Raw genomic sequence first — 23,786 nt, forward strand, 5'->3', positions numbered from 1 at the left:
CCTCTCTGCCGGACGCAGGACGCCACGGGCTCCGCAGGAATCCGCAAGGAACGAGTCAAATGCGGTGAGAAAGGCCTGGCAACACTTGTGTCGGACAACTCCGCCGAACGAATGACCATGGGGGTCACGCCGAGGGCGTAACCGCACGGGCACGCGCGCGTTGTTCCGCGTGACGGCCGTGGCGGGGAAGACCCCCGAGCCCCCACCACGGCCGCGGAAATCTCCCCCCGTGTGCCCGCTGATGCGACCCGCTCGTACGCCCCCTGCGTCACGCCAGTCCGGCGCGCTCCAGGGCCTCGGTTCCGGCGCGGAGCGAGGCGAGCCGCTCGTCGAGGGTGAAGCCGGCGGGCGCGAGGCTGAGGGTGGTGACTCCGGCCGCCGCGTACTCCTTCATCCGGTCCGCGATGCGGTCCACGGAGCCGAGCAGCGTCGTCTGGTCGATCAGCTCGTGCGGGACGGCGGCCGCGGCCCCCTGCTTGTCGCCGGACAGGTACTTCTCCTGGACTTCGGCGGCCTCGGCCTCGAAGCCCATGCGCTGCGCGAGCTGATTGTAGAAGTTCTGCTTGGCGCTGCCCATGCCGCCGACGTACAGCGCGGTGTAGGGGCGGAAGGTGTCGGCAAGCGCGGTCACGTCCTTGTCCCCTTCCTTGGGGCCCACGGCCAGCGGGAGCGTCGGGCAGACGTCGAACCCGTCGAGGGTTTTGCCGGCCTTCTCGCGCCCCGCGCGCAGGTGGCGGATGGTGGTCTCCTCGAGGTGCTCGGCGGAGGGGAAGATCACAAGGGCGCCGTCGGCGATCTCGCCGGTCTGCTCCAGGTTCTTCGGGCCGATGGCGGCGATGTACAGCGGGATGTGCTCGCGCTGCGGGTGCACGGTCAGCTTGATCGGCTTGCCGGGGCCGCCGGGCAGCGGCAGCGTCCAGTGCTGCCCCTCGTACGTGAGCCGCTCGCGTGTCATGGCCCTGCGGACGATCTCGACGTACTCACGCGTGCGTGCCAGCGGCTTGTCGAACTTGACGCCGTACCAGCCCTCGGAGACCTGTGGTCCGGAGACGCCGAGGCCGAGCCGGAAGCGCCCGCCGGACAGGGAGTCCAGGGTGGCGGCCGTCATCGCGGTCATCGCGGGCTGGCGGGCCGGGATCTGGAAGATGGCTGAGCCGACGTCGATGCGCTCGGTCTGGGCGGCGACCCAGGAGAGCACGGTGGCCGCGTCCGAGCCGTACGCCTCGGCGGCCCAGCACACGGCGTACCCCAGCCGGTCGGCCTCCTGGGCGACGGCGAGATTGTCCGCGTCCATTCCGGCACCCCAGTAGCCGAGGTTGATCCCGAGCTGCATGGCGGATTCCCCTTACCGATCAGTAACGTCCCTTGTGGGCCCGACCTTAGCGCGGTGGGCCTCCCGCGGGGAGGCCGATGTGGCGGGCGTCGCTCGGCCGGTCGTCGGCACCCTCGGTGACCGTCCCGGAAACTGGTCATCCACAGGCCCCCACACGCCAGGTTCTGGCCAGTAATCTCGGCGTTCATGGAGCAGAGGCATCTCGGACGCACCGGCCTGCGCGTGTCCCGTATCGGGCTGGGCACCCTCACCTGGGGCAGGGACACCGACGAGCACGACGCCGCGGACCTCTTGAAGACGTTCTGGGAGGCGGGCGGCACGCTCGTCGACACGGCCGACGTGTACGGCGACGGAGAGGCCGAGTATCTGCTCGGCCGGCTGATAGAAGGGCTGGTTCCGCGCCGGGACCTGGTCATCTCGACGAAGGCGGGCAGCGTTCCCGACCCGGACCGCCGCTTCGACGGCTCGCGCGGCCATCTGCTCTCCGCCCTGGACGCCTCGCTGACCCGGCTCGGCACGGACTACGTCGACGTCTGGCACGTCCACGCCTACGACCCGTACACACCCCTGGAGGAGACCCTCCAGGCCCTCGACCTGGCGGTCGGCAGCGGCCGCGCCCGCTATGCCGGCGTCTCCAACTTCTGCGGCTGGCAGCTCGCCAAGGCGGCGACCTGGCAGCTCGCGGCGCCCGGGACGCGGACCCGGCTGGCGAGCACACAACTGGAGTACTCGCTGCTCCAGCGGGGCGTGGAGCGCGAGGTGCTGCCGGCCGCGCTCGACCTGGGCATCGGTCTGCTGCCCTCGTCCCCGCTCGGCCGGGGCGTCCTGACGGGCAAGTACCGCAACGCGACGCCGCCCGACTCGCGCGGCGCCTCGGAGCATCTGGCGCCCTTCGTCGCGCCGTACCTCGACGACACGGCGAGCCGCATCGTGGACGCCGTGCAGACGGCGGCCGACGGGCTGGCCGTGACCCCGCTCCAGGTCGCCCTCGCCTGGGTCCGCGACCGGCCCGGCGTGAGCGCGCCGGTCATCGGCGCGCGCAACGCACAGCAGCTCACGGCGGCGTTGTCAGTGGAGGACCTTAGTCTTCCTGACGAGATCTGCCGGGCGCTCGACGACGTGTCGGCGCCCGTGCACCGCTATCCCGATCACGACTGGAGCACGCTGTGAGCACGGAGCCGCCCGAGACCACGGAGAACACCGAGCCGGGGACGCCGGGCGCCGCGCCTGAGGGCGCCGGGGACGGCGACGCCACGGCGCAGGCCGCCGCGGCCGACGGCGGCGCCGACGACACCGCGGCCAAGATGTCGGAGGCCGAGGCCGAGCTTGCCGCTCAGCGGATCGAGCGGGAGCGGATCGAGCAGCGGAAGGCCGAGAAGCAGGCACCCGTCGAGAGCGGGACCAAACTCAGCGGGAAGGCCGCCGAACTGCTCGCCGCCGTACGGGCCGTGGAGAGCGGCGCGAAGCCGGCGGCCACCGTCTTCGAGGCACCGGAGCCGCCGCGCCGCCCCGCCCCGGAGCCGGTGCGCCGTCCGCAGCCCGTCCCGACCGCGGCGCCCGTGGGTCCCGCGCCGGAGACCGTCGAGTCCGTACGGCGCGTGCTGGCCGAGGGCGGCGCCCCGGAGGCACTCGCCCCGCAGGTGGCCGCGGCCCTCGGCGAGGGCGCGGGCGACCGGCTGCGGGCGGACCCCTGGCAGTTGCTGCGCGTGGTCGGCGTACGGCCGGAGCAGGCCGACGGGTTCGCGCGGGCGCTGCTCGGCGCGGAGTGCGGACCGGACGACGAGCGGCGCGGCCGGGCGCTCACCGTCTGGCTCCTGGAACAGGCGGCTCTCGCCGGGCACACGGCCCTGGAGCTGCCGGCCCTCACCGCGGCGCTGACCCAGCGGGGTGTGCCGGACGCCGATACGGCCGTGCAGAGCACCCTCGCCGAGGGCGAGGCGCTGGCCTTCCAGGACGCCTTGGACGAGCCCGGCGCCCCGGCCCGGCAGGGCGACGAGGCGGCGGACGAGGAGCGGCCCGTCCGTGTCCTCGTCGGCCTGGAGCGGTACGCCCTCGCGGAGGAGAGCCTCGCCGACGGACTGGCCCGCCTGATCAACTCGGTGCCGAAGCAGGACGGTTCGGCCGAGGAGTGGGAGCGGGCCGCTGCTGCCGCAGGCTCCGCCGCCGACCTGATCCGCGCGGTCTCGGCGCACGGCCTGGTCCTGCACACCGGCGGGGAGGCGTCCCTGGCGGAACCGGCGGCACTACTGCACACGGCGCAGGCGCTGGGACTGCGGGCCTGGGCGGCCGCCCACAGCCCGCTCGGGCGGGACCGCTTCTCGGCACTGCTGAGCGGATCCGGCCGACCGGGCAGTCCCGCGGCCGACGCCGGCGCCCGGACCGGCGTGGCCGGTGTCGCCACCGTGGCCGGGCTGCTCTCCGGCGCCGAAGGGCCCGGGCGGGACGCGGACGGTGCGCTGGACCTCGACCTGCTCGTCGTGCTGGACGCCCCGCAGGTGGACGTCGAGACTGCGGCACTGCTCGCGGAGTCGTTGCCGGACGGGGCCCGGCTGGTGCTGGCGGGGGACCCAGCGGTGTTGTGGTCGGCCGGGCCCGGGCGGGTGTTCGCCGATCTGCTGGCGGCGCGGATCTGCCCACTGATCGCCTCGCGGCGGCCGGATCCCGGCCCGCTGGGCGAGCTGGTGTCTGGTATCGGCGTCGGCGAACTGACCCAGGTCGAGGCGCCCGGCAAGGAACTGGTGATCGTGCCGGTGCGGGACGCGGGCGAGGCCGTGCACCGCACCGTGCAGCTCGTCGCGGACTCGGTGCCGCGCGCGATCGGCGTCCCGCCCGAGGAGACGCAGGTGATCACGCCGGGTCACGGCGGCGCGGCCGGCACGCGCGCCCTCAACGCCGCGCTCAAGGAGCGCCTCAACCCCGGCCCCGGCCGCTTCGGCGGCTTCGACCCCGGTGACCGCGTCGCCTACTCCCCCGCACCCGGCCGTACGGTGCCGGGCCAGGTGGTGAAGGCCGACGCCGAGGGACTGCACCTGTCCTGCGCGGGCGAGGCCGTCGTCGTACCGAAGGAACGGGTCGAGCAGTCCGTACGGCATGGCTGGGCCCTGACCGCGCACCAGGCGGTGGGCGGCCGGTGGCCGGCGGTCGTCGTGGTGCTGCCGGGCGACGCGGCGCAGACACTGAACCGGCCGTGGGTCTACACGGCGTTCGGCCGGGCGGAGCGGCACCTGTCCGTGGTGCACGGCGTGGAGCAGGCGCTGCCCCGAGCGGTCGCCGAGGTCCAGGCCAAGCCGCGCACGACTCGCCTCCCCGTCCTGCTCGGGCCGCAGGTGCCGTCGGTGGACTGACCGGGGCTGCGGTCACGGGACTCATCCGTGACCGCAGCCGTCGCGGAACAGCCGCGCCTCGCGTCAGCGATCCACGTCCAGTGGTTCGAGGTCGTCCTCGTCCTCGTCTTCGTCCTCGTCTTCGTCCAGGTCCGGGTCCAGCTCGTCCTCGAGGTCCTCGTCGGTCTCCTCGACATCGTCCAGTTCGTCGTCGAACACCGCGCTGACGTCGAACCGGCAGACCACACTCTGCGGGTCGACCCCCTCGAAGGGCGTCTCCAGCCACTCCCCCGGCTCGGCCGACTCGTCCGCGGCGGTCACCCAGAGCGTGGAGTCGCCCTCCTCCAGGCCGAACTCCTTGTGCCGGGAGGCGATCTCGTCCGGCTCGAACTCGCCGAACAGGATGCCCAGCGCCCCGTGCACGCTGCCGGAGACCTCCGCCCCCTCGTCGTCCGCCGCCTCGACCCGCTGGGCCTGCGCCATCAGCCGCTGCGGCTCCACCACGGTGTAGTCGCGGCGGATCAGCACGCTCAGCGCGTTCGGTTCCTCGGGGCCCTTGTACGGCGGCAGCGCGTCGTCCGCACCGGGGATCTCGAAGGGCGTGACCTCGTCATAGCGGTCGTAGAGCAGCTCGTCATAGACCTCGGCGGCCGCGGCCAGCTGGTTGAACGCGTCGTAGACGGCCGGGTCGTCCTCACCCGACCGGCGTTCAACCGCGGCCAGGTGGCGGTCGAGCGCGGTCTTGACCGCCTCGGCGGCGGCGCGTACCTCGGCAGCGGTGGGCTGCACAGCATCAGACATAGTGCAGACGCTATCCGTACCGGGCCCCAGCCCGCACAATAGATGCGATGCCGGAATACGAATTTGTCGACGTGTACGTACCTCGCGGGGTCTCCCGCAAGGACGCCACACGCCTGCTGACGGACCATGCGGAGTACGGACACTGGGAGTTGGACCGCCTGAGCCTGCTGCGCGACGGCAGCCGCAAGGTGCGGCTGCGCCGCAGGATCATCCGCCAGGTGCGGGCCAAGTGGTGAGCTGAGGCGACGGGAAGACAACGGGACAGGAACACAGCAGGAGAAGGAAGAACCGGAGCGGGCCCCGCCGATGCGGGGCCCGCTCCGTCGTGCCGGAGGCCGGGCTTTACGCCGAGGGCCGTGCCTTGCGGTACAGCACCGCGCCCGCGAGCAGCGCCCCCGCGCCGACCGGCAGGACGAGGCCCATCGGCAGGTCGGTACCGGTCTGGGCGAGCTCCGCGTCACCCTGGGGCTGGGTGACGAAGTGGGCGCCCGGGTCGTTGCCGTGCGAACCGCCCGGCGTCTGGCCGCCCGCACCGGGCGGCGTGCTCGGAGATCCGGGGTGGGTCGGCTCGACCGGGTTCTCCGGGTTGCCCGGGTTGCCCGGGTTTCCGGGGTTGCCCGGGTTGCCGGGGTTTCCAGGATCGCCAGGGTCCCCGGGGTTGCCCGGCTGCTCGGGGTTGCCGGGCTGCTCCGGTGACTCGGGCGGGTTCTCGTGACCGCCGCCGGGCGGGGTGTGGCTCCCGCCCCCGCCTCCGTTGGCGCAGTCGTTGCCCTCGGTGGAGTTGCCGATGCCGATGATGTCGACGCTGTTGCCGCACACGTTGACCGGCACGTGGACCGGTACCTCGACGTGGTTGCCGGAGCCGACGCCGGGCGAGTCGCTGGCGTGCCCGCCGGACGAGGACCCCGAGCCGCCGCCCGAGCCATCGTGACCGCCGGCCGAGCTGCCGCCCTGGTTGGCACAGCTGTTTCCGGTCGCCGGGTTGAGTACCCCGACGACGTTGACCGTGTTGCCGCAGACGTTGACCGGCACGTCCACCGGCGCCTGCACCGTGTTGCCCGACAGCGCGCCGGGCGAGTTCGACGTGGAGCCGTTCGCACCCGAGCCGGTTGCGTGGGCGGCGCCGGCTGCGGCGGCGATGACGCCGGTCGCGGCCGCCACAGTCATCAGGCCCTTGCGGGTGACCTGTCGCATTGCTGATTCCCTGCCTTCGACCTTGTTCCGAAATGACGACGTCGGTATTCGACCGACGTTCCGAAAAGGCCGGTCGGCCCCGGAGCGCATGGCGCGCGCTCCGGGGCCGACGGGCTCAGCCCCTTTCACGGGGCGAGACACAACGTCACTTGTTGATGCAGGTGTTGCCGAAGGCGGGGTTCAGCAGCCCGATCACGGAGACCGTGTTGCCGCAGACGTTCACGGGGACGTGAACCGGCGCCTGAACGACGTTGCCCGACAGGACACCCGGGGAGTGCACAGCGGCACCCTGGGCACCAGCGTCGGCAACGGCCAGGCCCGCGCCCGCGAGAACCAGCCCACCAGTGGCAGCCGCAGCAGCGACGACCTTCTTGATCATTATTCCTCCTTGTTGGCAATGCGATCACAAGTAGCTGATCGCATCACCTGTAACGAGGAGGAACTAATAGGGCTACGACCTTATGAGCGCGTTCACTCTCCCCGGTCACGGACAGCACGTCTGCCCGAATGCTGAAGTGTCGTTTCAGTGGGCCATTTCAGGACGCTTCGATGAACCGGTCGAGCACCCGCACGCCGAATTTCAGCCCGTCCACCGGTACCCGCTCGTCGACGCCGTGGAACATGCCCGCGAAGTCCAGCTCCGGCGGCAGCTTCAGCGGAGCGAAGCCGAAGCCCCGGATGCCCAGGTCGTCGAAGGACTTGGCGTCGGTCCCGCCGGAGAGCATGTAGGGGATCGCCTTGGCCGCCGGGTCCTCGGCCACCAGCGCGGACTGCATCGCCGCCACGAGCGCCCCGTCGAAGCTCGTCTCGACGGCCTTGTCGGCGTGCACGTCCTCACGCCGGACGTGCGGTCCGAGGATCTTGTCGAGGTCGGCGAGGAACTCCTCCTCGAACCCGGGCAGGAAGCGGCCGTCGACATGGGCGGTGGCCTCGCCCGGGATGACGTTGACCTTGTAACCGGCGCCCAGCTGGGTGGGGTTGGCCGTGTTGCTCAGGGTCGCGCCGATGAGCTTGGCGATGCCGCCGAGCCTGGCGAGGGTGCCCTCCATGTTCTCCGGGTCGAGCTCGGTGCCGAGGGCGTCGCCGAGTTCGTCGAGGAAGGCCCGGGTGGTCTTGGTGACCCGCACCGGGAACTTGTGCCGCCCGAGCCGCGCGACCGCCTCCGACAGTTCGGTGATCGCGTTGTCCCGGTGGATCATCGACCCGTGCCCGGCCGTGCCGGCCACCGTCAGCTTCATCCAGTGCATGCCCTTCTCGGCCGTCTGGATCAGATAGAGCCGGCGCTCCTCGCTCACGGTGAACGAGAACCCGCCCACCTCGCTGATCGCCTCGGTGACGCCCTCGAAGAGGTCCGGGTGCTTGTCGACGAGGAACCGGGCGCCGAACTTGCCGCCGGCCTCCTCGTCGGCGAGGAACGCGAGCACGATGTCCCGCGGCGGCCGACGCCCGCTGCGCAGCCGGTCGCGCACGACCGCCAGGGTCATCGCGTCCATGTCCTTCATGTCGACGGCCCCGCGCCCCCACACGCACCCGTCCGCGACCTCGCCGGAGAAGGGGTGGTGGGTCCAGTCGTCGGCGTTGGCCGGGACGACGTCGGTGTGGCCGTGGATGAGCAGCGCGGGCCGGGACGGGTCCTCCCCCTCGATCCGCGCCACGGTGGAGGCGCGGCCCGGGTGGGACTCGAAGATCTTCGGCTCCAGGCCCACCTCGGCGAGCTTCTCGGCGACGTACTCGGCCGCCTTGCGCTCACCGGGACCGGAGTGGTCGCCGTAGTTGCTGGTGTCGATCTGGATCAGCTCGCGGCAGAGGTCCACGACCTCGTCCTCGCCGGTGACGCCCCTGGCCGTGCCCGTGTCGCTCACGCTGCTTCCTCCCGCGCTGTCGCTGCTGGTGGTTCCCCCCTCATCCTCCCCCTCCCCCCGTCCCGGCCCAAGACCGGCCGCGACCCGATACACGCCGTTCACACCACGACGGGGGGTGATCGGGCACCTCTCGAAAGCCTGGTAATGTTTCCTCCGTCGCCGCGAGGGAAACCCCGCACGACAGACACCTTGTCCGGGTGGCGGAATGGCAGACGCGCTAGCTTGAGGTGCTAGTGCCCTTTATCGGGCGTGGGGGTTCAAGTCCCCCCTCGGACACACGAGATGGCGAGGGCCGTGACCACGAGGTCGCGGCCCTCGGCCGTTGTGCGGCAGGCCGTCCAGCACAATGGCGGGCATGACCACGCGTTTTTGCCCGTGCGGGCTGTCCCGGGCGTACGACCAGTGTTGCGGCCGCCACCACTGCGGCGCCGCCGCCGCGCCGACCGCCGAGGCGCTGATGCGCTCGCGGTACAGCGCGTTCGTCGAGGGAGACGGGGCGTACCTGCTGCGGACCTGGCATCCGCGGACGCGGCCCGCGCGGCTGGACCTCGATGCGGGGATGCGGTGGACCGGGCTGGAGATCCTGGAGACGACGGGCGGTTCGGCGTTCCACGCCACGGGGACCGTGACCTTCCGGGCCTCGTTCCGGGGCGGGTCGCTGCATGAGCGGAGCCGGTTCGAGCGGGTCGACGGGGCGTGGGTGTACGTCGACGGGGAGTTCCTCCAGCCGTAGGGCCTACGGCGCCAGTATGTCCAGCTCCTGGAGCGCCCCGACGGTGATCTCGCGGGTCAGGTGCTCCGCCCGGGCCGCGTCGCCCGCGCGGACCGCCTCCGCGACCTGGACGTGCAGCGTCACCGCGGCCGGGTCGGGGTCCTCGAACATGACCTCGTGGTGGGTGCGGCCCGCGAGGACCTCCGCGACCACATCGCCCAGGCGCGCGAACATCTCGTTGCCGGAGGCGCTCAGGATGACGCGGTGGAAGGCGATGTCGTGGACGAGGTAGCCCTCCAGTTGGTGGCCGCGTGAGTGGGCGACCATGCCGAGGGCGCACTCGGTGAGTTCGGCGCACTGGTCGGCGGTGGCGTGCTTCGCGGCCAGGCCCGCCGCCACCGGCTCGATCGCCGAGCGCAGGACGGTGAGGGAGCGCAGTTGCCGGGGGCGGTCGGCGCCGGCCAGGCGCCAGCGGATGACCTGCGGGTCGTAGACGTTCCACTCGGACTCGGGGCGCACCGTCACGCCCACGCGGCGCCGGGACTCGACCAGGTGCATGGACTCCAGGACGCGGACCGCCTCGCGCATCACCGAGCGCGAGACGTCGAAGCGCTGCGCCAGTTCGTCCGTGCGCAGGACACTGCCCGGCGGGTACTCGCCCGCGGTGATGGCGGGCCCGAGGGTGTCCAGTACGTGGCCGTGCAGCCCCCGGCCCGGTGTGCTCATGCACTCAGCGTACGGGGCGGATCACGCGAACAAAAAGTCAGACTTATTTGTCACAGGGTCTTGAATTCGTCGTATCTAATGAGCTTCAGTTGCGTCGACATCACGTGTCGACGAAGACAGCAAACAGTGAGGCAGCGATGAACACCCCCCATGTCGTCGTGGTCATGGGCGTCGCGGGCACCGGCAAGACCACCATCGGTCCCCTGCTCGCCGCCAGGCTCGGCGTCCCGTACGCCGAGGGCGACGACTTCCACCCGCAGGCCAACATCGACAAGATGTCGGCCGGCACCCCGCTCGACGACGCGGACAGGTGGCCCTGGCTCGACGCCATCGGTGCCTGGGCGGACGGGCGGGCCGGGCTCGGTGGGGTGGTCAGTTGCTCGGCGCTGAAGCGGGCGTACCGCGACCGGCTGCGGGCTGCCGCGCCGGGCGTGGTGTTCGTGCACCTCTCGGGCGACCGCGCGCTGATCGAGGACCGGATGTCACAACGGCAGGGGCACTTCATGCCCACGGCACTGCTCGACTCCCAGTTCGCCACGCTCCAGCCGCTGGAGCCGGACGAGGCGGGCGTCGCGGTGGACGTCGCGGGCAGCCCCGAGGAGATCACCGGACGGGCCGTGGCGGCCCTGACGGCGCTTTTCGAGCCGACCCCCTGAGGCCCCCGCGGCCTGACATCCCTCTCCCCCGTCCCCGTACTGCAAGGAAACCCCCGTGACCAGACTCAGCGTCGAGATGCTGGCAGCGGACACCGTCGAGCCCATCACCTCGGCCGGCCACGCTCAACTGGGCATCGCCGTCCTGGCGGGCATCGCCGTCATCGTCCTGCTCATCACCCAGTTCAAGCTCCACGCGTTCCTGTCGCTGACCCTCGGCTCGCTGGCGCTCGGCGCGATCGCCGGGGCGCCGCTCGACAAGGTCCTCACCAGCTTCACCACCGGGCTCGGCACCACGGTCGCCGGCGTGGGCGTGCTGATCGCCCTCGGCGCGATGCTCGGCAAGATGCTCGCCGACTCCGGCGGCGCCGACCAGATCGTCGACACGATCCTCGCCAAGGCCGGCGGCCGTTCGATGCCGTGGGCGATGGTGCTGATCGCCTCGGTGATCGGTCTGCCGCTGTTCTTCGAGGTCGGCGTCGTGCTGCTGATCCCGGTGGTGCTGATGGTCGCCAAGCGCGGCAACTACTCGCTGATGCGCATCGGCATCCCCGCCCTCGCCGGCCTGTCCGTGATGCACGGCCTGGTCCCGCCGCACCCCGGCCCGCTGGTCGCGATCGACGCGGTCGGCGCCAACCTGGGGGTCACCCTGGCGCTCGGCGTCCTCGTCGCCATACCGACGGTCATCATCGCCGGTCCGCTGTTCTCCCGGTACGCGGCCCGCTGGGTGGACGTGCCGGCACCGGAGCGGATGATCCCTCAGCGCGCCTCCGACGACCTGAAGAAGCGGCCCAGCTTCGGGGCCACGCTGGCCACGATCCTCCTCCCCGTCGTCCTGATGCTCTCCAAGGCGCTGGTCGACATCGTCATCGACAACCCCGAGAACACCGTCCAGCGCGTCTTCGACGTCATCGGCTCCCCGCTGATCGCCCTGCTCGCCTCGGTGCTCGTCGGCATCTTCACCCTGCTCAGGCCCGCGGGCTTCGGCAAGGAGCGCGTCTCGCCACTGGTCGAGAAGAGCCTCGCGCCCATCGCGGGCATCCTGCTGATCGTCGGCGCGGGCGGTGGCTTCAAGCAGACGCTGATCGACACGGGCGTCGGCCAGATGGTCCTCGACATCTCCGAGGACTGGTCGATCCCGGCGCTGCTGCTCGCGTGGCTGATCGCGGTGGCGATCCGGCTGGCGACGGGTTCGGCGACGGTGGCCACGGTCTCGGCGGCCGGTCTGGTCGCCCCGCTCGCGGCCGACATGTCGACGACCCACGCGGCCCTGCTGGTCCTCGCCATCGGCGCCGGCTCGCTGTTCTTCAGCCACGTCAACGACGCCGGGTTCTGGATGGTGAAGGAGTACTTCGGCCTCAGCGTCGGCCAGAACATCAAGACCTGGTCCGTCATGGAGACGATCATCTCGGTGGTCGCCGGTGGTGTGGTCCTGCTGCTCTCGCTGATCCTCTAGAGGTACGACGATGAGTCACCCGCTGTTCGACATCAGCGGCCGCACGGCCCTGGTGACGGGCTCCAGCCGGGGCATCGGACATGCCCTGGCCCGGGGCCTGGCGGAGGCCGGCTGCACGGTGGTGCTCAACGGCCGCGACGGTGAGCGGCTCACCGAGGCCGCCGCCGCGCTCAAGGCCACCGAGCCGCCGGGCGAGGTCCGCACGGCCGTGTTCGACGTGGCCGACGGCGCCTCGGTGGCCGCCGGGATCGCTGACGTCGAGGAGCGGGTGGGCCCGCTCGACATCCTGGTCAACAACGCGGGCATGCAACTGCGCGCCCCGCTCCTGGAGTTCACCGACTCCGACTGGCACCGCATCCTGGACACCAACTTGACCAGTGCCTTCCTGGTCGGCCGGGAGGCGGCCCGGCGGATGACGGAACGCGGCCACGGGAAGATCATCAACATCTGTTCGCTGCAGAGCGAGGTGGTCCGTCCCGGCATCGCGCCCTACGCCGCCACCAAGGGCGCGCTGAAGATGCTCACCAAGGGCATGTGCGCGGACTGGGGGCCGTACGGCGTCCAGGTCAACGGGCTCGGTCCCGGCTACATCGAGACCGAGCTCACCCGACCCCTGGTCGACGACGAGGAGTTCAGCGCGTGGGTGCGGCGACGCACCCCGGCCGGACGCTGGGGCCGTACCGAGGACCTGGTGGGCGGGGTGCTGTTCCTCGCCTCCCCGGCCGCGGACTTCGTCGGCGGGCAGGTGCTGTACGTCGACGGCGGCATGACGAGCGTGCTGTGAAAGGGGCCGCGGGGATGCTCGGTTGTGTGATCCACGGGCAGGGGGACCTGCGCGTCGAGGAGGTGCCGGTCCCGGAACCGGGTCCCGGGCAGGCCCTCGTCGCCGTCCGTTACGGCGGGGTCTGCGGCTCCGACCTGCACTACTGGCGGCACGGCGGGGTCGGGGACTTCCGGCTGAGGGAGCCGATGGTGCTCGGGCACGAGGTGGTCGGCACCGTCGTCTCCTACGGTGAGGCGGGGACAGGTCCCGCGCCCGGTACGGCCGTCGCGGTGCATCCCGCCACCGCGTGCGAGGTCTGTCCCGAGTGCGCGGACGGGCGGCGCAACGTCTGCCGGGACACCCGCTACCTCGGCAGCGCGGCCCGCTTCCCGCATGTGCAGGGCGGGTTCGCCGCCCGAGTGGCCGTCCCCGCAGGCCAGTTGCGGCCGCTTCCGGCCGGGCTGGGCCCGCGGCGGGCGGCGCTGGCCGAGCCGCTGTCCGTCGCGCTGCACGCGGTGCGGCGGGCCGGGGACGTGGCCGGCAGGCACGTCCTCGTCACCGGCGCCGGGCCCATCGGCTGTCTGGTGGTCGCGGCGGCCAAGGCGGCCGGCGCGGCGCGTGTGACGGCGACGGACCTGCTGCCCGCTGCCCTGCGGTACGCGCATGCCGTCGGCGCCGACACCCTCGTACGGGCCGACGATCCGGACGATGCCGGGTGGCCTTCCGAGGTGGATGTGGCCGTCGAGGCGTCGGGCGTCGCGGCCGGGCTGGACACCTGTCTGCGGCTCGTGCGGCGCGGGGGTGTCGTGGTGCAGCTCGGGATGCTGCCGGCGGGGCGCAGTCCCTTCGCGGGGAACCTCGTGGTGAGCCGGGAGATCGAGCTGCGCGGCGCCTTCCGCTTCGACGCGGAGTTCGACGACGCGCTGGAACTGCTCGCCGCCGAGGCGTCGTTCGACGGCTTGGTCAGCGCGGTGGTGCCGGTCGCGGAGGCCGAGTCGGCGTTCGCGCTCGCCGCCGACCGGAGCCGCTCGTGCAAGGTGCTGCTGGACTTCGCGGGCTGACGCCACGGGTTCCGCGGGCGGCGCCGCCGACGCACGTGCGACGCGCTGCCTCGTGGGGCGTCGCGCGCATCGACGTGCCGCCGGGCTCCGGTACTTGAGGGCCCGGGGCGCCCGCCGGTATGTGCGGGGCCGCGGCGTTCGGAGGCCGAACTCACACCGACGATCGCAGAAAGCGGCTTCCGTACGGGCGCGGTCGGCCCGATGATGAGGTGACCCTCGGAGGCTGCCGCTGCCTCGAGGGCATGGACATCGGGGGGCGTCATGGCGGTTTCCCTCGGGATGCGTATCTCGGGGCTGCTCGTCGTCGGGGCGGTGGCGGTGGCCGCCGCGGCCTTCACCACTGACGGGGACGGCACGGCGGGCGGACGGGGCGGCGGGGACACGGTCGTGATCGCGGGGCCCTCGGGTGGTCCCCGGGGGCTGCCGACCGGCGCCGCGGATCGCTCCGCGCCACCCGTACGGTCCTCGCCGAACGGGCAGTTGAGCGGGCTCGCGCCCGCGGACACGCCGAGCGCCTCCCCGAGCGGCGCGGCGAGCGCGAGTCCGAGCGCCTTGCCCGCCCCCTCCCCGAGCGCCGGCAGCACCGTCGTCCTCCAGGCCCCGCCCTGGCTCCCGCCCGGGCCCGACTCGCCCGACACCGATGGCCTCCCCGACCCCGCCGTCGTCTACGACCGGTTGCGCACCCCGTCCCACTGCCGGTCCGCGCTCGGTGTGATCCCCCAGGGGTCGGCGGACGAGGAGTGGCGGTTGCTGCGCGCGCTGGCCACCGCCTGCCTGGCGGTGCAGGGCGGGGGCGGCGACTGGGAGTCGGTGACCGCGGACCACTCGGCCCTCGCCGGCCGCGTCGACACCTGCAAGGGGCGCGCCGCCTACGCCGTGCTGGGCGGACTGCTGGACTTCCACCGCCGCCATCCGGGCACCCAGGTGCGGCTCGCGGCGACGACGGGCGCCACGCCGGCCTGCGGCTACCGGATCGCCGGGGTCGACACGGGCGGCGACGGCGAGGTCCGGCCGGGTGACACGATCACGATCGAGCTGGCGGACACCTACCTCGACCACGCCGAGCTGGTGCGGTCCGCGAGCGTGAACATCGGCGGACTCCAGGTGCCCGGGGCGCCCGTCCTGAAGTCGGAGTCGGGTGACCGCCTGGTGCTGTCGGTCGTCGTACCGGCGCTGGAGCCGGGCCCGGCCGACATCGCCGTCCACCACGCGGGCACGGAGGTCCACCTGCCCGCCGCCCTCACCGTCACCGCCCCCGACGTGGTGCAGGAGCCGAGCACGGATACGGGGACGCCCGGCGAAACGGCGTCCCCGCTGGGCGCATCGATGTCGGCCGACGGCGGATCACTGTCCTCGCTCGCGGCGCCGATGCCGGCCCACGGCCAATCCGCGTCGGCGCCCACCGCGCCGCTACCGCCCGACAACGAACCGGCGTCACCACTCACGACACTCACGACGTCACTGCCGGCCTTCGGGGAAGCACGGTCACCACTGCTCACCGGGCCGGGGCCGCGCCAAGCCCCGGTCACGTCACCGCACAAGACCCCGCTGCCACCCCACGGCCACCCGCGCCACCGCTGACCACGCCGGTACCGCCCACGGCCAATCCGCGTCATCGCTCGGCCCCGCGCGTCATCTCATGGCCGCCACAGTGGATGCTCCCGTTTCGCCCAGCCCCGGCTGACCGATCCCGTCCGCATGCCCCGGCGGGCCTCCGGATCGCGGAGCGCCATGCCGATGTGGCCCGCGAGGACGATGCCGATGGTGAGGGCCAGCCAGTCGTGGACGAAGGTCGCGCTGGTGCGCCACACCAGGGGCGTGAGATGGGTGAACCACATGATGAGGCCGGTGCCGAGCATCACCAGCGTCGCGCCGGCGATCCAGGCCGCGTAGACCTTCTGCCCGGCGTTGAACTTGCCCGCAGGACGGGACGCGGGCCGCTTGTCACGGCGCAGGGCGGCGCGCAGCCAGACGCGGTCGTGCGGGCCGAAGCGGTTGAGGAAGCCCAGGTCGGCGCGGAACGCGCGGGAGGCGAGGCCGGCCAGGACGGGCACCGGCAGCGCGAGGCCGGACCACTCGTGGACGCGGACCACCAGCTCGCGGCGGCCGACGAGTTCGGCGAGCTGCGGGACGTACAGGCAGGCCGCCGTGACGACGCACACGCCCATCAGCGCGGCCGTCGTACGGTGCACCCAGCGCTCGGCCCGGCTGAAGCGCCGTACGCGCACGGCGCCGGCGGGTGCCTCAACTCGTAGGCTCATCGTCGCGTCCGTTCGAGCGGCCGACCCAGGCGTCGATGTCGTAGCCCCGTTCCTCCCAGTAGCCGGGCCGCACGTCCTTGGTGACGGTGATGCCGGAGAGCCACTTGGCGGACTTGTAGAAGTACATGGGCGCGACGTAGAGGCGGGCGGGACCGCCGTGGGCGTGGCTGAGGTCCTTGTCCCGCATGCGCAGGGCCACGAGGACGTCGGCGCGGCGGGCCTGGTCGAGGGTGAGGCTCTCGGTGTACGCGCCGTCGAAGCAGGTGAAGCGCACCGCGCCGGCCTCCTGGCGCACGCCCGCGGCGTCCAGGAGCCGGGACAGGCGCACCCCTTCGAACGGCGTCTCGGGCACCCGCCAGCCGGTCACGCACTGGACGTCGCGCACCATCCGGGTCTGCGGCAGGGCGCGCAGCTCGGCCAGTGTGTAGGTGCGGGGACGGTCCACCAGGCCGTCGATCGTGAGGCGGTAGGTGGCGGCCGTCCTGCGGGGTACGGAGGAGGTGACCGAGTAGTAGCGGAAGCCGCCGCCGTTGGGCAGCAGGTCCGTCAGGCCGGTGGGGTCCTTGTCGGACGCGCCGGCGAGGAAGGACTCCAGGCCGCGTTGCAGGGTGGGCGCGGTGACCACGCCGAGGGCGCCCAGGCCGAGGGTGCCGAGGAGGACGCGGCGGCCGATCGGCCTGCCCTTCTCCTCGCCCTCGACTCCGCCCTGGTCGACACCCAGTTCTCCGCCCTGTTCCTCGGGCCGTACTCCGCCCTGTTCCTCGGGCCGTACTCCGCCCTGTTCTTCGGGCTGTTCGGGGTTCACCCGTTCATTCGAACACCCGCGACCCCGGCGGGACCAGGGAACGCGGGTGCTCGTCAGGGTTCCGTAACCACGCACGGCGGCACTCGGACGTGGTCCGTCGGTTACGGCGTCTCCGTCGCCGCCTTCTCCAGCTGGAACGCCTCGTTGCCGAGCCCGATCCGAGCGTGCTTCTCGGGGGTGCGCGAGCGCAGCAGCAGGCCCTGGGCCAGGCCGGCGGCCAGGGCGAGGGCGATGACGGCGGGCAGCGCCCAGCTCAGGGACGAGTCCGGGCCCGCCCCGATCAGGACGCCGAAGTCCTTGACGGTGTAGACGACGATGAAGGCCAGCGCGAGGACGGCGAGCCCGGAGGCGGCCAGCCGCCAGAACTGGGCGGCGGCGGCACCCCGGCGCACGAAGAAGACGATCACCGAGGCGGAGGCGGCGGCCATCAGGACGGTGACGCCCAGCGCGCCGAGGCTGCCCATCCAGGTGAACAGGTGCAGGACCGGTGCGGTCGGATCCCCGGTCGGCTTGTCGTCGGTGAGCGCGAAGAGGGCGACCACCACGAGCGCGATCACGGTCTGGAGCAGCGATCCCGTGCCGGGGGCGCCGCTCGCGCCGCTGGTGCGGCCGAAGGCGCCGGGCAGCAGGCCCTCGCGGCCCATGGCGAAGGCGTAGCGGGCGACGACGTTGTGGAAGCTGAGCATCGCGGCGAACATGCCGGTCACGAACAGCACGTGCAGGACGTCGGTGAAGCCGGGGCCGAGCAGGTCCTCGGTGAGGAAGAACAGCAGGCCGGCGCTCTGCTCCTGCGCGGTGCCGACGATGGCCGAGGGGCCGGCGGCGACGGTGTACGCCCAGCAGCTGATCGTGTAGAACACCGCGATGCCGCCGACGGCCAGGAACATCACGCGAGGCACGAGGACATGCGGGCGGCTGGTCTCCTCGGCGTAGACGGGGGCCTGCTCGAACCCGAGGAAGGCGGCGACGCAGAAGCACAGGGCGGTGCCGATGCCCGCGCCGGTGAGGGTGTCGGGGTCGAAGGCGTGCAGCGACAGGCCCTCCTTGGCGGGGTCGGCGATGGCGGCGACGTCGAAGACGACCACGAGGGCGACCTCGATGAGCAGCAGCACGCCGAGCACGCGCGCGTTGAGGTCGATCTTCAGCCAGCCGAGGGCTCCGACGAGGAGCACGGCCAGGAGCGCCGGTATCCACCAGGCGACCTGCACCTCCATGTAGGTGGCGAACAGTCCGGAGACCTCGAAGCCGAAGATGCCGTAGATGCCGACCTGGAGGGCGTTGTAGGCGACGAGCGCGACCATCGCGGCGCCGGCGCCGGCCGTGCCGCCGAGGCCGCGGGAGATGTACGCGTAGAAGGCGCCGGCGTTGTGGACGTGCCGGCTCATCTCGGCGTAACCGACGCTGAAGAGGGCGAGGACGAGGCCGAGGATCACGAACAGCAGCGGCTGGCCGAGGACACCCATCACCCCGAAAGTCGTGGGCATGACACCCGCGACGACCATCAGGGGTGCCGTGGCGGCGAGCACGGACAGCAGCAGGCCCGTCGTGCCCAGCCGGTCGGCGCGCAGGGCGCGGTCCTGCCCCTTGAACGTACTGATGCCGCCACTGCCGGTCGTGGCTCTGCTCGTGCGGGAACTGCCCGTGGTCATCGGGGACCGTCCTTGGGTCGACTGCGGTTGGGGGCGTTACGCCGTGCCGAGCGCGATGCCGCGCGCGGCACGGAAGGCGGAGTACGGATCGCGGTCCGGGTACGACCACGGCGACGGGGTGGCGTGCCGGCCGATGCGGTGGAACAGGGCGGCCGCCTCGGCGCCCCGGCCCTCGCAGACCTTGGCGTGGGCGAGGTAGTTCAGGTCGACCAGGCGGCGCGGGTGGCCTTCCTGCTCCCACTCCAGCCACCAGTCGAAGGCGGCCCGCATCACCTGCCGGGCCCGGCGGCCGGTCCAGTGCGCGGCGGCGGCCGCGTCGGGGGGTTCGTGGCCCGCCGCCGCGAGGACGCGGTAGCGCTCGGCGTGGGCGATGACCGGGAGGATGGCGAGCGGGGAGTCGGCCGGGGCCCGCTCGGCGGCCTCGCCGGCGAAGTCGTAGACCTCGTGGAGCGGGTCGGCGCCGACGCCGGAGCGGTGTTCGGCGAGCCGGGCGACCATCAGGTGGTGGGCGTGGTGGTGGTCGGGGTGGCGGGCGCGGACCTCGCCGAAGTGGCGGCGCACCTCCGCCTCGGCGCCCAGGGCGCTCTCCAGCATGAGCAGACCGAGCCAGGGGGTGGGGTCGGCGGGCGCGAGCGCGGCGGCGGCGTGGCAGGACTCGCGGGCGCGGACGGGTTTCTCCTTGCCGCGCAGTGCCCGCTGGACCTTGGCGAGGGCGAGCAGGACGGCGGCGTCGGCGGAGTCGGGCTCGGCGAGCAGCCAGTCGCGGGTCCAGGGGGCGCAGTACGGCTCCTGGGCGAGGACGGTGACGCGGTGCCCTCTGCGGTCCCAGTCGTCGCCGGTCCTGGCGAGCAGCGAGCGGGCGATCTGCCACCTGCCCTGGGCCAGCGCGGCGCGGGCCGCGGCGAGCTCGGCGTCGTCGAGGGCCGCGTCGAAGGCGTGAGCTGCGCGCTTCCGGCCGCGGCCGAGTGGGGGCGGGGGTGGTGGGGGCACCGTTTTGAGTTCTGTAGGGGGCAGAGTGTGGACTGTCATCAAGCGATCACGCACAGCAAAGCCGCAGCCAACAGTTCACGTCAAGGGCCGCTGACGCGTTACACGCGTCAACTCCTGTTACCAGTGGGACGGTTGCGACATTCAACCTGCCCGCAATGTCGGATTTGTTCAGACTGTGTGGCGTACGTCATGGCGCCGCCGGGGAACCGCGGCGCAGGATTGCGGGACGCGCACGCCGGGCTCGGGGCCGCTACAGTCGGCCCTTACGCACCCCCCGAACGCCCGGCAGGATGATCGAGGTACGCAGCGTGTCGCTCCAGATCCTGATACTCGCCGTCACCGCTGCGTGCTGCCTGGGCTTCGGCTTCGTACTGCAGCAGAACGCGGCCCAGCGGGCCCCGCTGAACGACTTCCTCTCGCCGCGGATCCTGCTCGACCTGATGAAGGTGCCGCGCTGGCTGGGCGGCATCGGGCTCATGGTGGTCGGCATGGCCCTCGGCGCGATGGCGCTGGGCCAGGGCGAGGTCTCGCTGGTGGAGCCGTTGCTGGCGACGAACCTGCTGTTCGCGCTCGCGCTCTCGCGCCGCCAGACCAAGCAGCCGCTGGGCCGCCAGGGCTGGGCGGGCCTCGCGCTGCTCGCGGGCGGCGTGACGACGTTCATCGTCGCCGGAGAACCCCGCGGCGGTACGGCACCCGAGGACCCGTTCCGGCAGTGGCTGATCATCGGCGTCATGGTCGGACTGGCCCTGCTGTTCACGGCGTACGCCAAGCGCTCTCGGCTCAGCTCCGGCCCGGCGCTGCTGGCGGCGGCCGCGGGCCTGCTGTACGGCGTGCAGGACGCGCTGACCCGGGTGACGGGCCAGCGTTTCGCCGAGGGCGGCCTCGCGGAGGTGCTGACGGGCTGGCAGCCGTACGCCGTGGTGGCGCTCGGTCTCACCGGGCTGATCCTGGTGCAGAGCGCGTTCGAGACCGCCTCCCTGCGCATGTCCCTGCCCGCCCTGACCGCGGCCCAGCCGCTGGCCGGCATCGCGTGCGGTGTGGGCTTCCTCGGCGACCGGCTGCGCGCCGACGCGGGCGCGCTGGCATGGGAGGCCGCGGGGCTCGCCGGCATCGTGGTGGGCATCATCCTGCTCGGGTTGCATCCGGCGATGCCGTGCGGGGCGACGCAGGCACGGACGCCGGCACAGACACAGCTCGCGACACGGGCGGCTGCGGCTGCGGCTCTGCCGACGCGGTGACCTGGATTCCGGTGCCCGCCGCCCGCCGCGAGGCAGCCTGCTTGGATGGCCCCATGAGCGCTGCTGACGAGATCCTCGACATCGTCGACGAACAGGACCGGGTCATCGGACGGTCCCCACGCGGCGTGGCCTACGCCAAGGGCCTGCGCCACCGCTGCGTCTTCATCGAGGCCCGGGACGCGCAGGGCCGCCTCTTCGTGCACCGCCGCACCCCGACCAAGCTGGTGTTCCCCTCGCGGTACGACATGTTCGTCGGCGGCGTCGTCGGCGCGGGCGAGTCGTACGACGACGCGGCGCTGCGCGAGGCCGAGGAGGAGCTCGGCGTGAGCGGGCTGCCCCGGCCCTCCTTCCTGTTCAAGTTCCTGTATGACGACGGCGCCGGGCAGACCTGGTGGTCGGCGGTGTACGAGGTGCGCTGCGAGCTGCCCGTGAGCCCGCAGCGGGAGGAGGTCGCCTGGCACGACTTCCTCCCCGAGGCCGAGGTGGAGCGGCGGCTGACGCAGTGGGCCTGGGTGCCGGACGGACTGGCGGCGTACGAGCGGCTCCGGACCCACCGGGCTGCCGACTGATCCACCCGAGGACCGCCGGCCAAGCCCCCCGGACGACCTCCCGGATAGGGTCGTGCATGTGATCGAGTTCGTACGAAACGTCCGTCTGTGGTTCGAACCGCAGCGGGTCCGGCAGGAGGGCGGCACCCCCGACTACCGGTTCTCGCTGGCGAACGAGCGCACCTTCCTGGCCTGGCTGCGCACCGCGCTCGCGCTCATCGGCGGCGGTTTCGCGGTGGACCAGTTCCTGCCGGATCTGCGCTGGGGCTGGCGGGTCGGGCTGGCGCTCGCGCTGCTCGCGGCGGGCGTGCTGTGTTCCCTGCGCGCGGTCAATCACTGGGTGCGCTGCGAGCGGGCGATGCGCCGGGGCGAGGACCTGCCGGTGTCGCGGTTCCCGGCGGTGCTCAGCCTCGCGGTCGCGGTCGTGGCCGTCGCGATGGTCGTCGTCGTGCTCGTCGGGTGGGAGGGGTGAGCGCCGATGGGGGTCCCCCCGGTCGAGCATGGTCGAGACCGGGGGAGGTCGCGGAGCCCGTGCGGGACCCCGGGCTGCAGCCCGAGCGGACCCGCCTCGCGTGGCGCCGTACGACGCTCTCCGGCACCGTGGCCGCCGTACTCGCCATGAAGACCGCGCTGCACGGCGGGGCCTCGGTGGCCGGCATGGCCGTCTGCGCCCTGTGCTTGGCGCTGTGGCTGGGCTTCCTGGCTCTGGCCCACCGCCGTATCCGTGTCCTCGCCGCGTCGTCCGAGCCCGCGGCACTCGCCCCCCGGCACGCAACGGCCACGACCCTGCTCACCGTGGCCCTGGCCGTGTGCGCGGCCGCCCTGATCTTTTGAGGACGCCCGGTCGCCGAGGGCCGTACTGATCGCCCCGGCGACGATCGACTCGCGACCGCTGCTCCGGACGGCGATCGTCGGCCGGTCTCCATGACAGGACCGCACACCGACACGCCCTGGAGACAGCCGGTCCACGCCCTTACTCAGCCCCTTGCCACAACCCCTCCGGCGCCACCCCCTCCTCCGACTCCCACTCCACTGTCACCACGATCTTGCCCCGCGTACGCCCCTCCTGGTTGAGCCGATGCGCGTCCGCCGCCCGCTCCAGCGGGAACGTCTCCGAGACGTGGACGGACACCACTCCCTGCTCCGCCAGCTCGGACAGCCGGAGCAGGTCCTGCGGGTCCGGTCGGACGAAGTAGTAGCGGCCCCCGTAGTCGAAGGCGTCCGGGTCCGCGATCGACACCAGGCGGCCCTCGGGGGCCAGAAGGTTGGCCGAGGCCTTCAGCGAGTCGCCGCCCACCGTGTCGAACGCCGCGCTCACACCCTCGGGCGCCAGCCCCCGCACCCGCTCCACCAGGCCGTCGCCGTACTCGACCGGCTCGCCGCCGAGGGCGCGTACGAAGTCGTGGTTGTGCGCGCTCGCCGTGCCGATGACCCGGGCACCCAGATGGCGGGCGAGCTGCACGGCCATGGAGCCCACCCCGCCGGCCGCGGCGTGCACGAGGACGGTCTCGCCGCGCCGGACCTGGAGCACCTTGATCAGCACCTGATACGCCGTCAGGCCCACCAGGGGCAGACCTGCCGCCTCCTCCCAGGTGAGGTTGCGGGGCTTGCGCGCGAGGGTGCGCACGGGCGCCGCGACGTACTCGGCGAAGGTGCCGTGCGTCAGGAGGTCCTCGCGGACGTAGCCGATGACCTCGTCGCCGACGCCGAACTCCGTGACCGACACCCCCGGTTGGACCACGACCCCCGAGACGTCCCAGCCCGGCACCACCGGGAAGAGCGGCTCGAGCATCCGGTCCATGTAGCCCTCGCGGCACTTCCAGTCGACCGGGTTGACGGCCGCCGCCCGCACCTTGACCAGCACGTGGTCGGGGCCGACCCGCGGGTCCCGCACGTCACCGTATGCGAGCACCTCGGGCCCGCCGTAGCGTGAGTAGCTGATGCCCTTCATGGGTCAGACGCTCTGGGGTGGAAGGACGCCACGCAAGTCGAATGACCCGATAGGCGTCGTTCGCGTGGCAGCCTGTGGGGCGTCGTCACCCCCACCTTTGAACATCACCCCACCTTTGAAGGTGAGCACCATGACCACCCAGCACCTGGAACATCTCTCCCACACGCACGCCCACGGCCCCGACTGCGGCCACACCGCGGTGCCGCACGGCGATCACACCGACTACGCCCACGACGGCCACCTGCACCGCGAGCACAGTGGCCACTGGGACGAGTGCGAGGCGGAAGGGCACGTCGCCCACGAGAGCCACACCCATCAGCACGGCGCCGACTGCGGACACGAGAGCGTTCTGCACGGCGACCATGTCGACTACGTCCACGACGGCCACCGGCACGCCGCCCACGACGGGCACTGGGACGACCACTGAGGCCGAGAAGGCACCACCGACAGCTCCCCGGCG

The 23,786-nt window shown here is 72.5% G+C and carries 25 protein-coding genes and 1 tRNA gene; 15 read left to right on the forward strand and 11 right to left on the reverse strand.

The window, feature by feature from the left end; all coding sequences use genetic code 11:
* Positions 1-268: 268 nt before the first annotated feature.
* Positions 269-1,333 (reverse strand): LLM class F420-dependent oxidoreductase, encoded by a 1,065-nt coding sequence (locus tag ABZ078_RS11315; RefSeq protein ID WP_356573979.1) that lies wholly within the window; start codon positions 1,331-1,333, stop codon positions 269-271.
* Positions 1,334-1,519: 186 nt separating this feature from the next.
* Between ABZ078_RS11315 and ABZ078_RS11320 the strand changes: the two genes are divergently transcribed.
* On the forward strand, positions 1,520-2,503 hold the full coding sequence (locus tag ABZ078_RS11320; RefSeq protein ID WP_356573980.1) for an aldo/keto reductase: 984 nt from the start codon (positions 1,520-1,522) through the stop codon (positions 2,501-2,503).
* Positions 2,500-4,677 (forward strand): helix-hairpin-helix domain-containing protein, encoded by a 2,178-nt coding sequence (locus tag ABZ078_RS11325; protein WP_356573982.1) that lies wholly within the window; start codon positions 2,500-2,502, stop codon positions 4,675-4,677. The genes ABZ078_RS11320 and ABZ078_RS11325 overlap by 4 nt, the downstream gene beginning before the upstream one ends.
* Before the next feature lie 63 nt (positions 4,678-4,740).
* On the opposite strand, the gene ABZ078_RS11330 is transcribed toward ABZ078_RS11325, so the two are convergent.
* The gene (locus ABZ078_RS11330; protein WP_356573984.1) at positions 4,741-5,457 is read right to left on the reverse strand and encodes a hypothetical protein; all 717 of its coding nucleotides are present in this window, start codon (positions 5,455-5,457) and stop codon (positions 4,741-4,743) included.
* 47 nt (positions 5,458-5,504) lie between these two features.
* Between ABZ078_RS11330 and ABZ078_RS11335 the strand changes: the two genes are divergently transcribed.
* Entirely contained in the window at positions 5,505-5,693 is a 189-nt protein-coding gene (locus ABZ078_RS11335) for a DUF5703 family protein (RefSeq protein ID WP_356573986.1), read from the forward strand.
* A 106-nt stretch (positions 5,694-5,799) separates the two neighbouring features.
* On the opposite strand, the gene ABZ078_RS11340 is transcribed toward ABZ078_RS11335, so the two are convergent.
* From ABZ078_RS11340 to ABZ078_RS11350, 3 genes are all read right to left on the reverse strand, one after another.
* On the reverse strand, positions 5,800-6,651 hold the full coding sequence (locus ABZ078_RS11340) for a chaplin family protein (RefSeq protein WP_356573988.1): 852 nt from the start codon (positions 6,649-6,651) through the stop codon (positions 5,800-5,802).
* A 145-nt stretch (positions 6,652-6,796) separates the two neighbouring features.
* Entirely contained in the window at positions 6,797-7,030 is a 234-nt protein-coding gene (gene chpH / locus ABZ078_RS11345; protein WP_280889652.1) for a chaplin ChpH, read from the reverse strand.
* A 157-nt stretch (positions 7,031-7,187) separates the two neighbouring features.
* Positions 7,188-8,513, reverse strand: a complete 1,326-nt coding sequence (locus ABZ078_RS11350) for a M20/M25/M40 family metallo-hydrolase (protein WP_356573990.1) — start codon at positions 8,511-8,513, stop codon at positions 7,188-7,190.
* A gap of 191 nt (positions 8,514-8,704) precedes the next feature.
* On the opposite strand from ABZ078_RS11350, the gene ABZ078_RS11355 reads away from it, so the two are divergent.
* Positions 8,705-8,789: transfer RNA gene (locus ABZ078_RS11355), tRNA-Leu, on the forward strand.
* 79 nt (positions 8,790-8,868) lie between these two features.
* Entirely contained in the window at positions 8,869-9,246 is a 378-nt protein-coding gene (locus tag ABZ078_RS11360) for a YchJ family metal-binding protein (protein ID WP_356573992.1), read from the forward strand.
* 3 nt (positions 9,247-9,249) lie between these two features.
* Here the strand turns inward: ABZ078_RS11360 and ABZ078_RS11365 are convergent, their stop codons facing one another.
* Positions 9,250-9,951, reverse strand: coding sequence for a FadR/GntR family transcriptional regulator (locus ABZ078_RS11365; protein ID WP_356573994.1), 702 nt, complete (start codon positions 9,949-9,951; stop codon positions 9,250-9,252).
* 137 nt (positions 9,952-10,088) lie between these two features.
* On the opposite strand from ABZ078_RS11365, the gene ABZ078_RS11370 reads away from it, so the two are divergent.
* From ABZ078_RS11370 to ABZ078_RS11390, 5 genes are all read left to right on the forward strand, one after another.
* Positions 10,089-10,607 (forward strand): gluconokinase, encoded by a 519-nt coding sequence (locus ABZ078_RS11370; RefSeq protein WP_356573996.1) that lies wholly within the window; start codon positions 10,089-10,091, stop codon positions 10,605-10,607.
* A 55-nt stretch (positions 10,608-10,662) separates the two neighbouring features.
* Positions 10,663-12,060, forward strand: a complete 1,398-nt coding sequence (locus tag ABZ078_RS11375; RefSeq protein WP_356573998.1) for a gluconate:H+ symporter — start codon at positions 10,663-10,665, stop codon at positions 12,058-12,060.
* Between the two features lie 10 nt (positions 12,061-12,070).
* Complete coding sequence (locus ABZ078_RS11380; RefSeq protein ID WP_356574000.1) at positions 12,071-12,844, forward strand: SDR family oxidoreductase; 774 nt, start codon at positions 12,071-12,073, stop codon at positions 12,842-12,844.
* A gap of 14 nt (positions 12,845-12,858) precedes the next feature.
* Positions 12,859-13,884, forward strand: coding sequence for an L-idonate 5-dehydrogenase (locus ABZ078_RS11385; protein ID WP_356574002.1), 1,026 nt, complete (start codon positions 12,859-12,861; stop codon positions 13,882-13,884).
* A 261-nt stretch (positions 13,885-14,145) separates the two neighbouring features.
* A complete protein-coding gene (locus ABZ078_RS11390; protein ID WP_356574004.1) occupies positions 14,146-15,465 on the forward strand; it encodes a hypothetical protein in 1,320 nt (439 codons plus the stop codon).
* Between the two features lie 56 nt (positions 15,466-15,521).
* Here ABZ078_RS11390 and ABZ078_RS11395 read toward each other — a convergent pair whose 3' ends face one another.
* The 4 genes from ABZ078_RS11395 to ABZ078_RS11410 form a co-directional block, all read right to left on the reverse strand.
* The gene (locus tag ABZ078_RS11395; protein WP_356574006.1) at positions 15,522-16,145 is read right to left on the reverse strand and encodes a cytochrome b/b6 domain-containing protein; all 624 of its coding nucleotides are present in this window, start codon (positions 16,143-16,145) and stop codon (positions 15,522-15,524) included.
* Positions 16,129-16,866, reverse strand: coding sequence for a molybdopterin-dependent oxidoreductase (locus ABZ078_RS11400; protein WP_356574244.1), 738 nt, complete (start codon positions 16,864-16,866; stop codon positions 16,129-16,131). Before ABZ078_RS11400 ends, ABZ078_RS11395 begins: the two co-directional genes overlap by 17 nt.
* Positions 16,867-17,051: 185 nt before the next feature.
* The gene (locus ABZ078_RS11405; RefSeq protein WP_356574008.1) at positions 17,052-18,599 is read right to left on the reverse strand and encodes an APC family permease; all 1,548 of its coding nucleotides are present in this window, start codon (positions 18,597-18,599) and stop codon (positions 17,052-17,054) included.
* A 36-nt stretch (positions 18,600-18,635) separates the two neighbouring features.
* Positions 18,636-19,589, reverse strand: coding sequence for a hypothetical protein (locus tag ABZ078_RS11410; protein WP_356574010.1), 954 nt, complete (start codon positions 19,587-19,589; stop codon positions 18,636-18,638).
* Positions 19,590-19,897: 308 nt separating this feature from the next.
* Here ABZ078_RS11410 and ABZ078_RS11415 point away from each other — a divergent pair, with 308 nt between their 5' ends.
* From ABZ078_RS11415 to ABZ078_RS11430, 4 genes are read left to right on the forward strand one after another with little or no spacing between them, the layout of a single operon-like run.
* Positions 19,898-20,827, forward strand: coding sequence for a DMT family transporter (locus ABZ078_RS11415; RefSeq protein ID WP_356574012.1), 930 nt, complete (start codon positions 19,898-19,900; stop codon positions 20,825-20,827).
* Between the two features lie 53 nt (positions 20,828-20,880).
* Entirely contained in the window at positions 20,881-21,396 is a 516-nt protein-coding gene (locus ABZ078_RS11420) for an NUDIX domain-containing protein (RefSeq protein ID WP_356574014.1), read from the forward strand.
* Positions 21,397-21,454: 58 nt separating this feature from the next.
* Positions 21,455-21,847, forward strand: a complete 393-nt coding sequence (locus ABZ078_RS11425; RefSeq protein WP_356574016.1) for a DUF202 domain-containing protein — start codon at positions 21,455-21,457, stop codon at positions 21,845-21,847.
* A gap of 59 nt (positions 21,848-21,906) precedes the next feature.
* Positions 21,907-22,209, forward strand: a complete 303-nt coding sequence (locus tag ABZ078_RS11430; RefSeq protein WP_356574018.1) for a DUF202 domain-containing protein — start codon at positions 21,907-21,909, stop codon at positions 22,207-22,209.
* A 139-nt stretch (positions 22,210-22,348) separates the two neighbouring features.
* Here ABZ078_RS11430 and ABZ078_RS11435 read toward each other — a convergent pair whose 3' ends face one another.
* Positions 22,349-23,326, reverse strand: a complete 978-nt coding sequence (locus ABZ078_RS11435) for an NADP-dependent oxidoreductase (RefSeq protein WP_356574020.1) — start codon at positions 23,324-23,326, stop codon at positions 22,349-22,351.
* A 130-nt stretch (positions 23,327-23,456) separates the two neighbouring features.
* Between ABZ078_RS11435 and ABZ078_RS11440 the strand changes: the two genes are divergently transcribed.
* Positions 23,457-23,753, forward strand: a complete 297-nt coding sequence (locus tag ABZ078_RS11440) for a hypothetical protein (protein ID WP_356574022.1) — start codon at positions 23,457-23,459, stop codon at positions 23,751-23,753.
* Positions 23,754-23,786: the final 33 nt, after the last annotated feature.

This window comes from Streptomyces sp. NPDC006385 (genome assembly GCF_040612485.1).
Taxonomy (GTDB): Bacteria; Actinomycetota; Actinomycetes; order Streptomycetales; family Streptomycetaceae; genus Streptomyces.

Excerpts from the sequence above, each read along its gene's own strand:
- ABZ078_RS11390 (WP_356574004.1), top strand. The coding sequence starts at position 14,146 with ATGGCGGTTTCCCTCGGGATGCGTATCTCGGGGCTGCTCGTCGTCGGG.
- chpH (WP_280889652.1), bottom strand. The coding sequence starts at position 7,030 with ATGATCAAGAAGGTCGTCGCTGCTGCGGCTGCCACTGGTGGGCTGGTT.
- ABZ078_RS11340 (WP_356573988.1), bottom strand. The coding sequence starts at position 6,651 with ATGCGACAGGTCACCCGCAAGGGCCTGATGACTGTGGCGGCCGCGACC.
- ABZ078_RS11335 (WP_356573986.1), top strand. The coding sequence starts at position 5,505 with ATGCCGGAATACGAATTTGTCGACGTGTACGTACCTCGCGGGGTCTCC.
- ABZ078_RS11435 (WP_356574020.1), bottom strand. The coding sequence starts at position 23,326 with ATGAAGGGCATCAGCTACTCACGCTACGGCGGGCCCGAGGTGCTCGCA.
- ABZ078_RS11385 (WP_356574002.1), top strand. The coding sequence starts at position 12,859 with ATGCTCGGTTGTGTGATCCACGGGCAGGGGGACCTGCGCGTCGAGGAG.
- ABZ078_RS11370 (WP_356573996.1), top strand. The coding sequence starts at position 10,089 with ATGAACACCCCCCATGTCGTCGTGGTCATGGGCGTCGCGGGCACCGGC.
- ABZ078_RS11315 (WP_356573979.1), bottom strand. The coding sequence starts at position 1,333 with ATGCAGCTCGGGATCAACCTCGGCTACTGGGGTGCCGGAATGGACGCG.
- ABZ078_RS11405 (WP_356574008.1), bottom strand. The coding sequence starts at position 18,599 with ATGACCACGGGCAGTTCCCGCACGAGCAGAGCCACGACCGGCAGTGGC.
- ABZ078_RS11440 (WP_356574022.1), top strand. The coding sequence starts at position 23,457 with ATGACCACCCAGCACCTGGAACATCTCTCCCACACGCACGCCCACGGC.
- ABZ078_RS11420 (WP_356574014.1), top strand. The coding sequence starts at position 20,881 with ATGAGCGCTGCTGACGAGATCCTCGACATCGTCGACGAACAGGACCGG.
- ABZ078_RS11360 (WP_356573992.1), top strand. The coding sequence starts at position 8,869 with ATGACCACGCGTTTTTGCCCGTGCGGGCTGTCCCGGGCGTACGACCAG.
- ABZ078_RS11320 (WP_356573980.1), top strand. The coding sequence starts at position 1,520 with ATGGAGCAGAGGCATCTCGGACGCACCGGCCTGCGCGTGTCCCGTATC.
- ABZ078_RS11365 (WP_356573994.1), bottom strand. The coding sequence starts at position 9,951 with ATGAGCACACCGGGCCGGGGGCTGCACGGCCACGTACTGGACACCCTC.
- ABZ078_RS11330 (WP_356573984.1), bottom strand. The coding sequence starts at position 5,457 with ATGTCTGATGCTGTGCAGCCCACCGCTGCCGAGGTACGCGCCGCCGCC.
- ABZ078_RS11395 (WP_356574006.1), bottom strand. The coding sequence starts at position 16,145 with ATGAGCCTACGAGTTGAGGCACCCGCCGGCGCCGTGCGCGTACGGCGC.
- ABZ078_RS11380 (WP_356574000.1), top strand. The coding sequence starts at position 12,071 with ATGAGTCACCCGCTGTTCGACATCAGCGGCCGCACGGCCCTGGTGACG.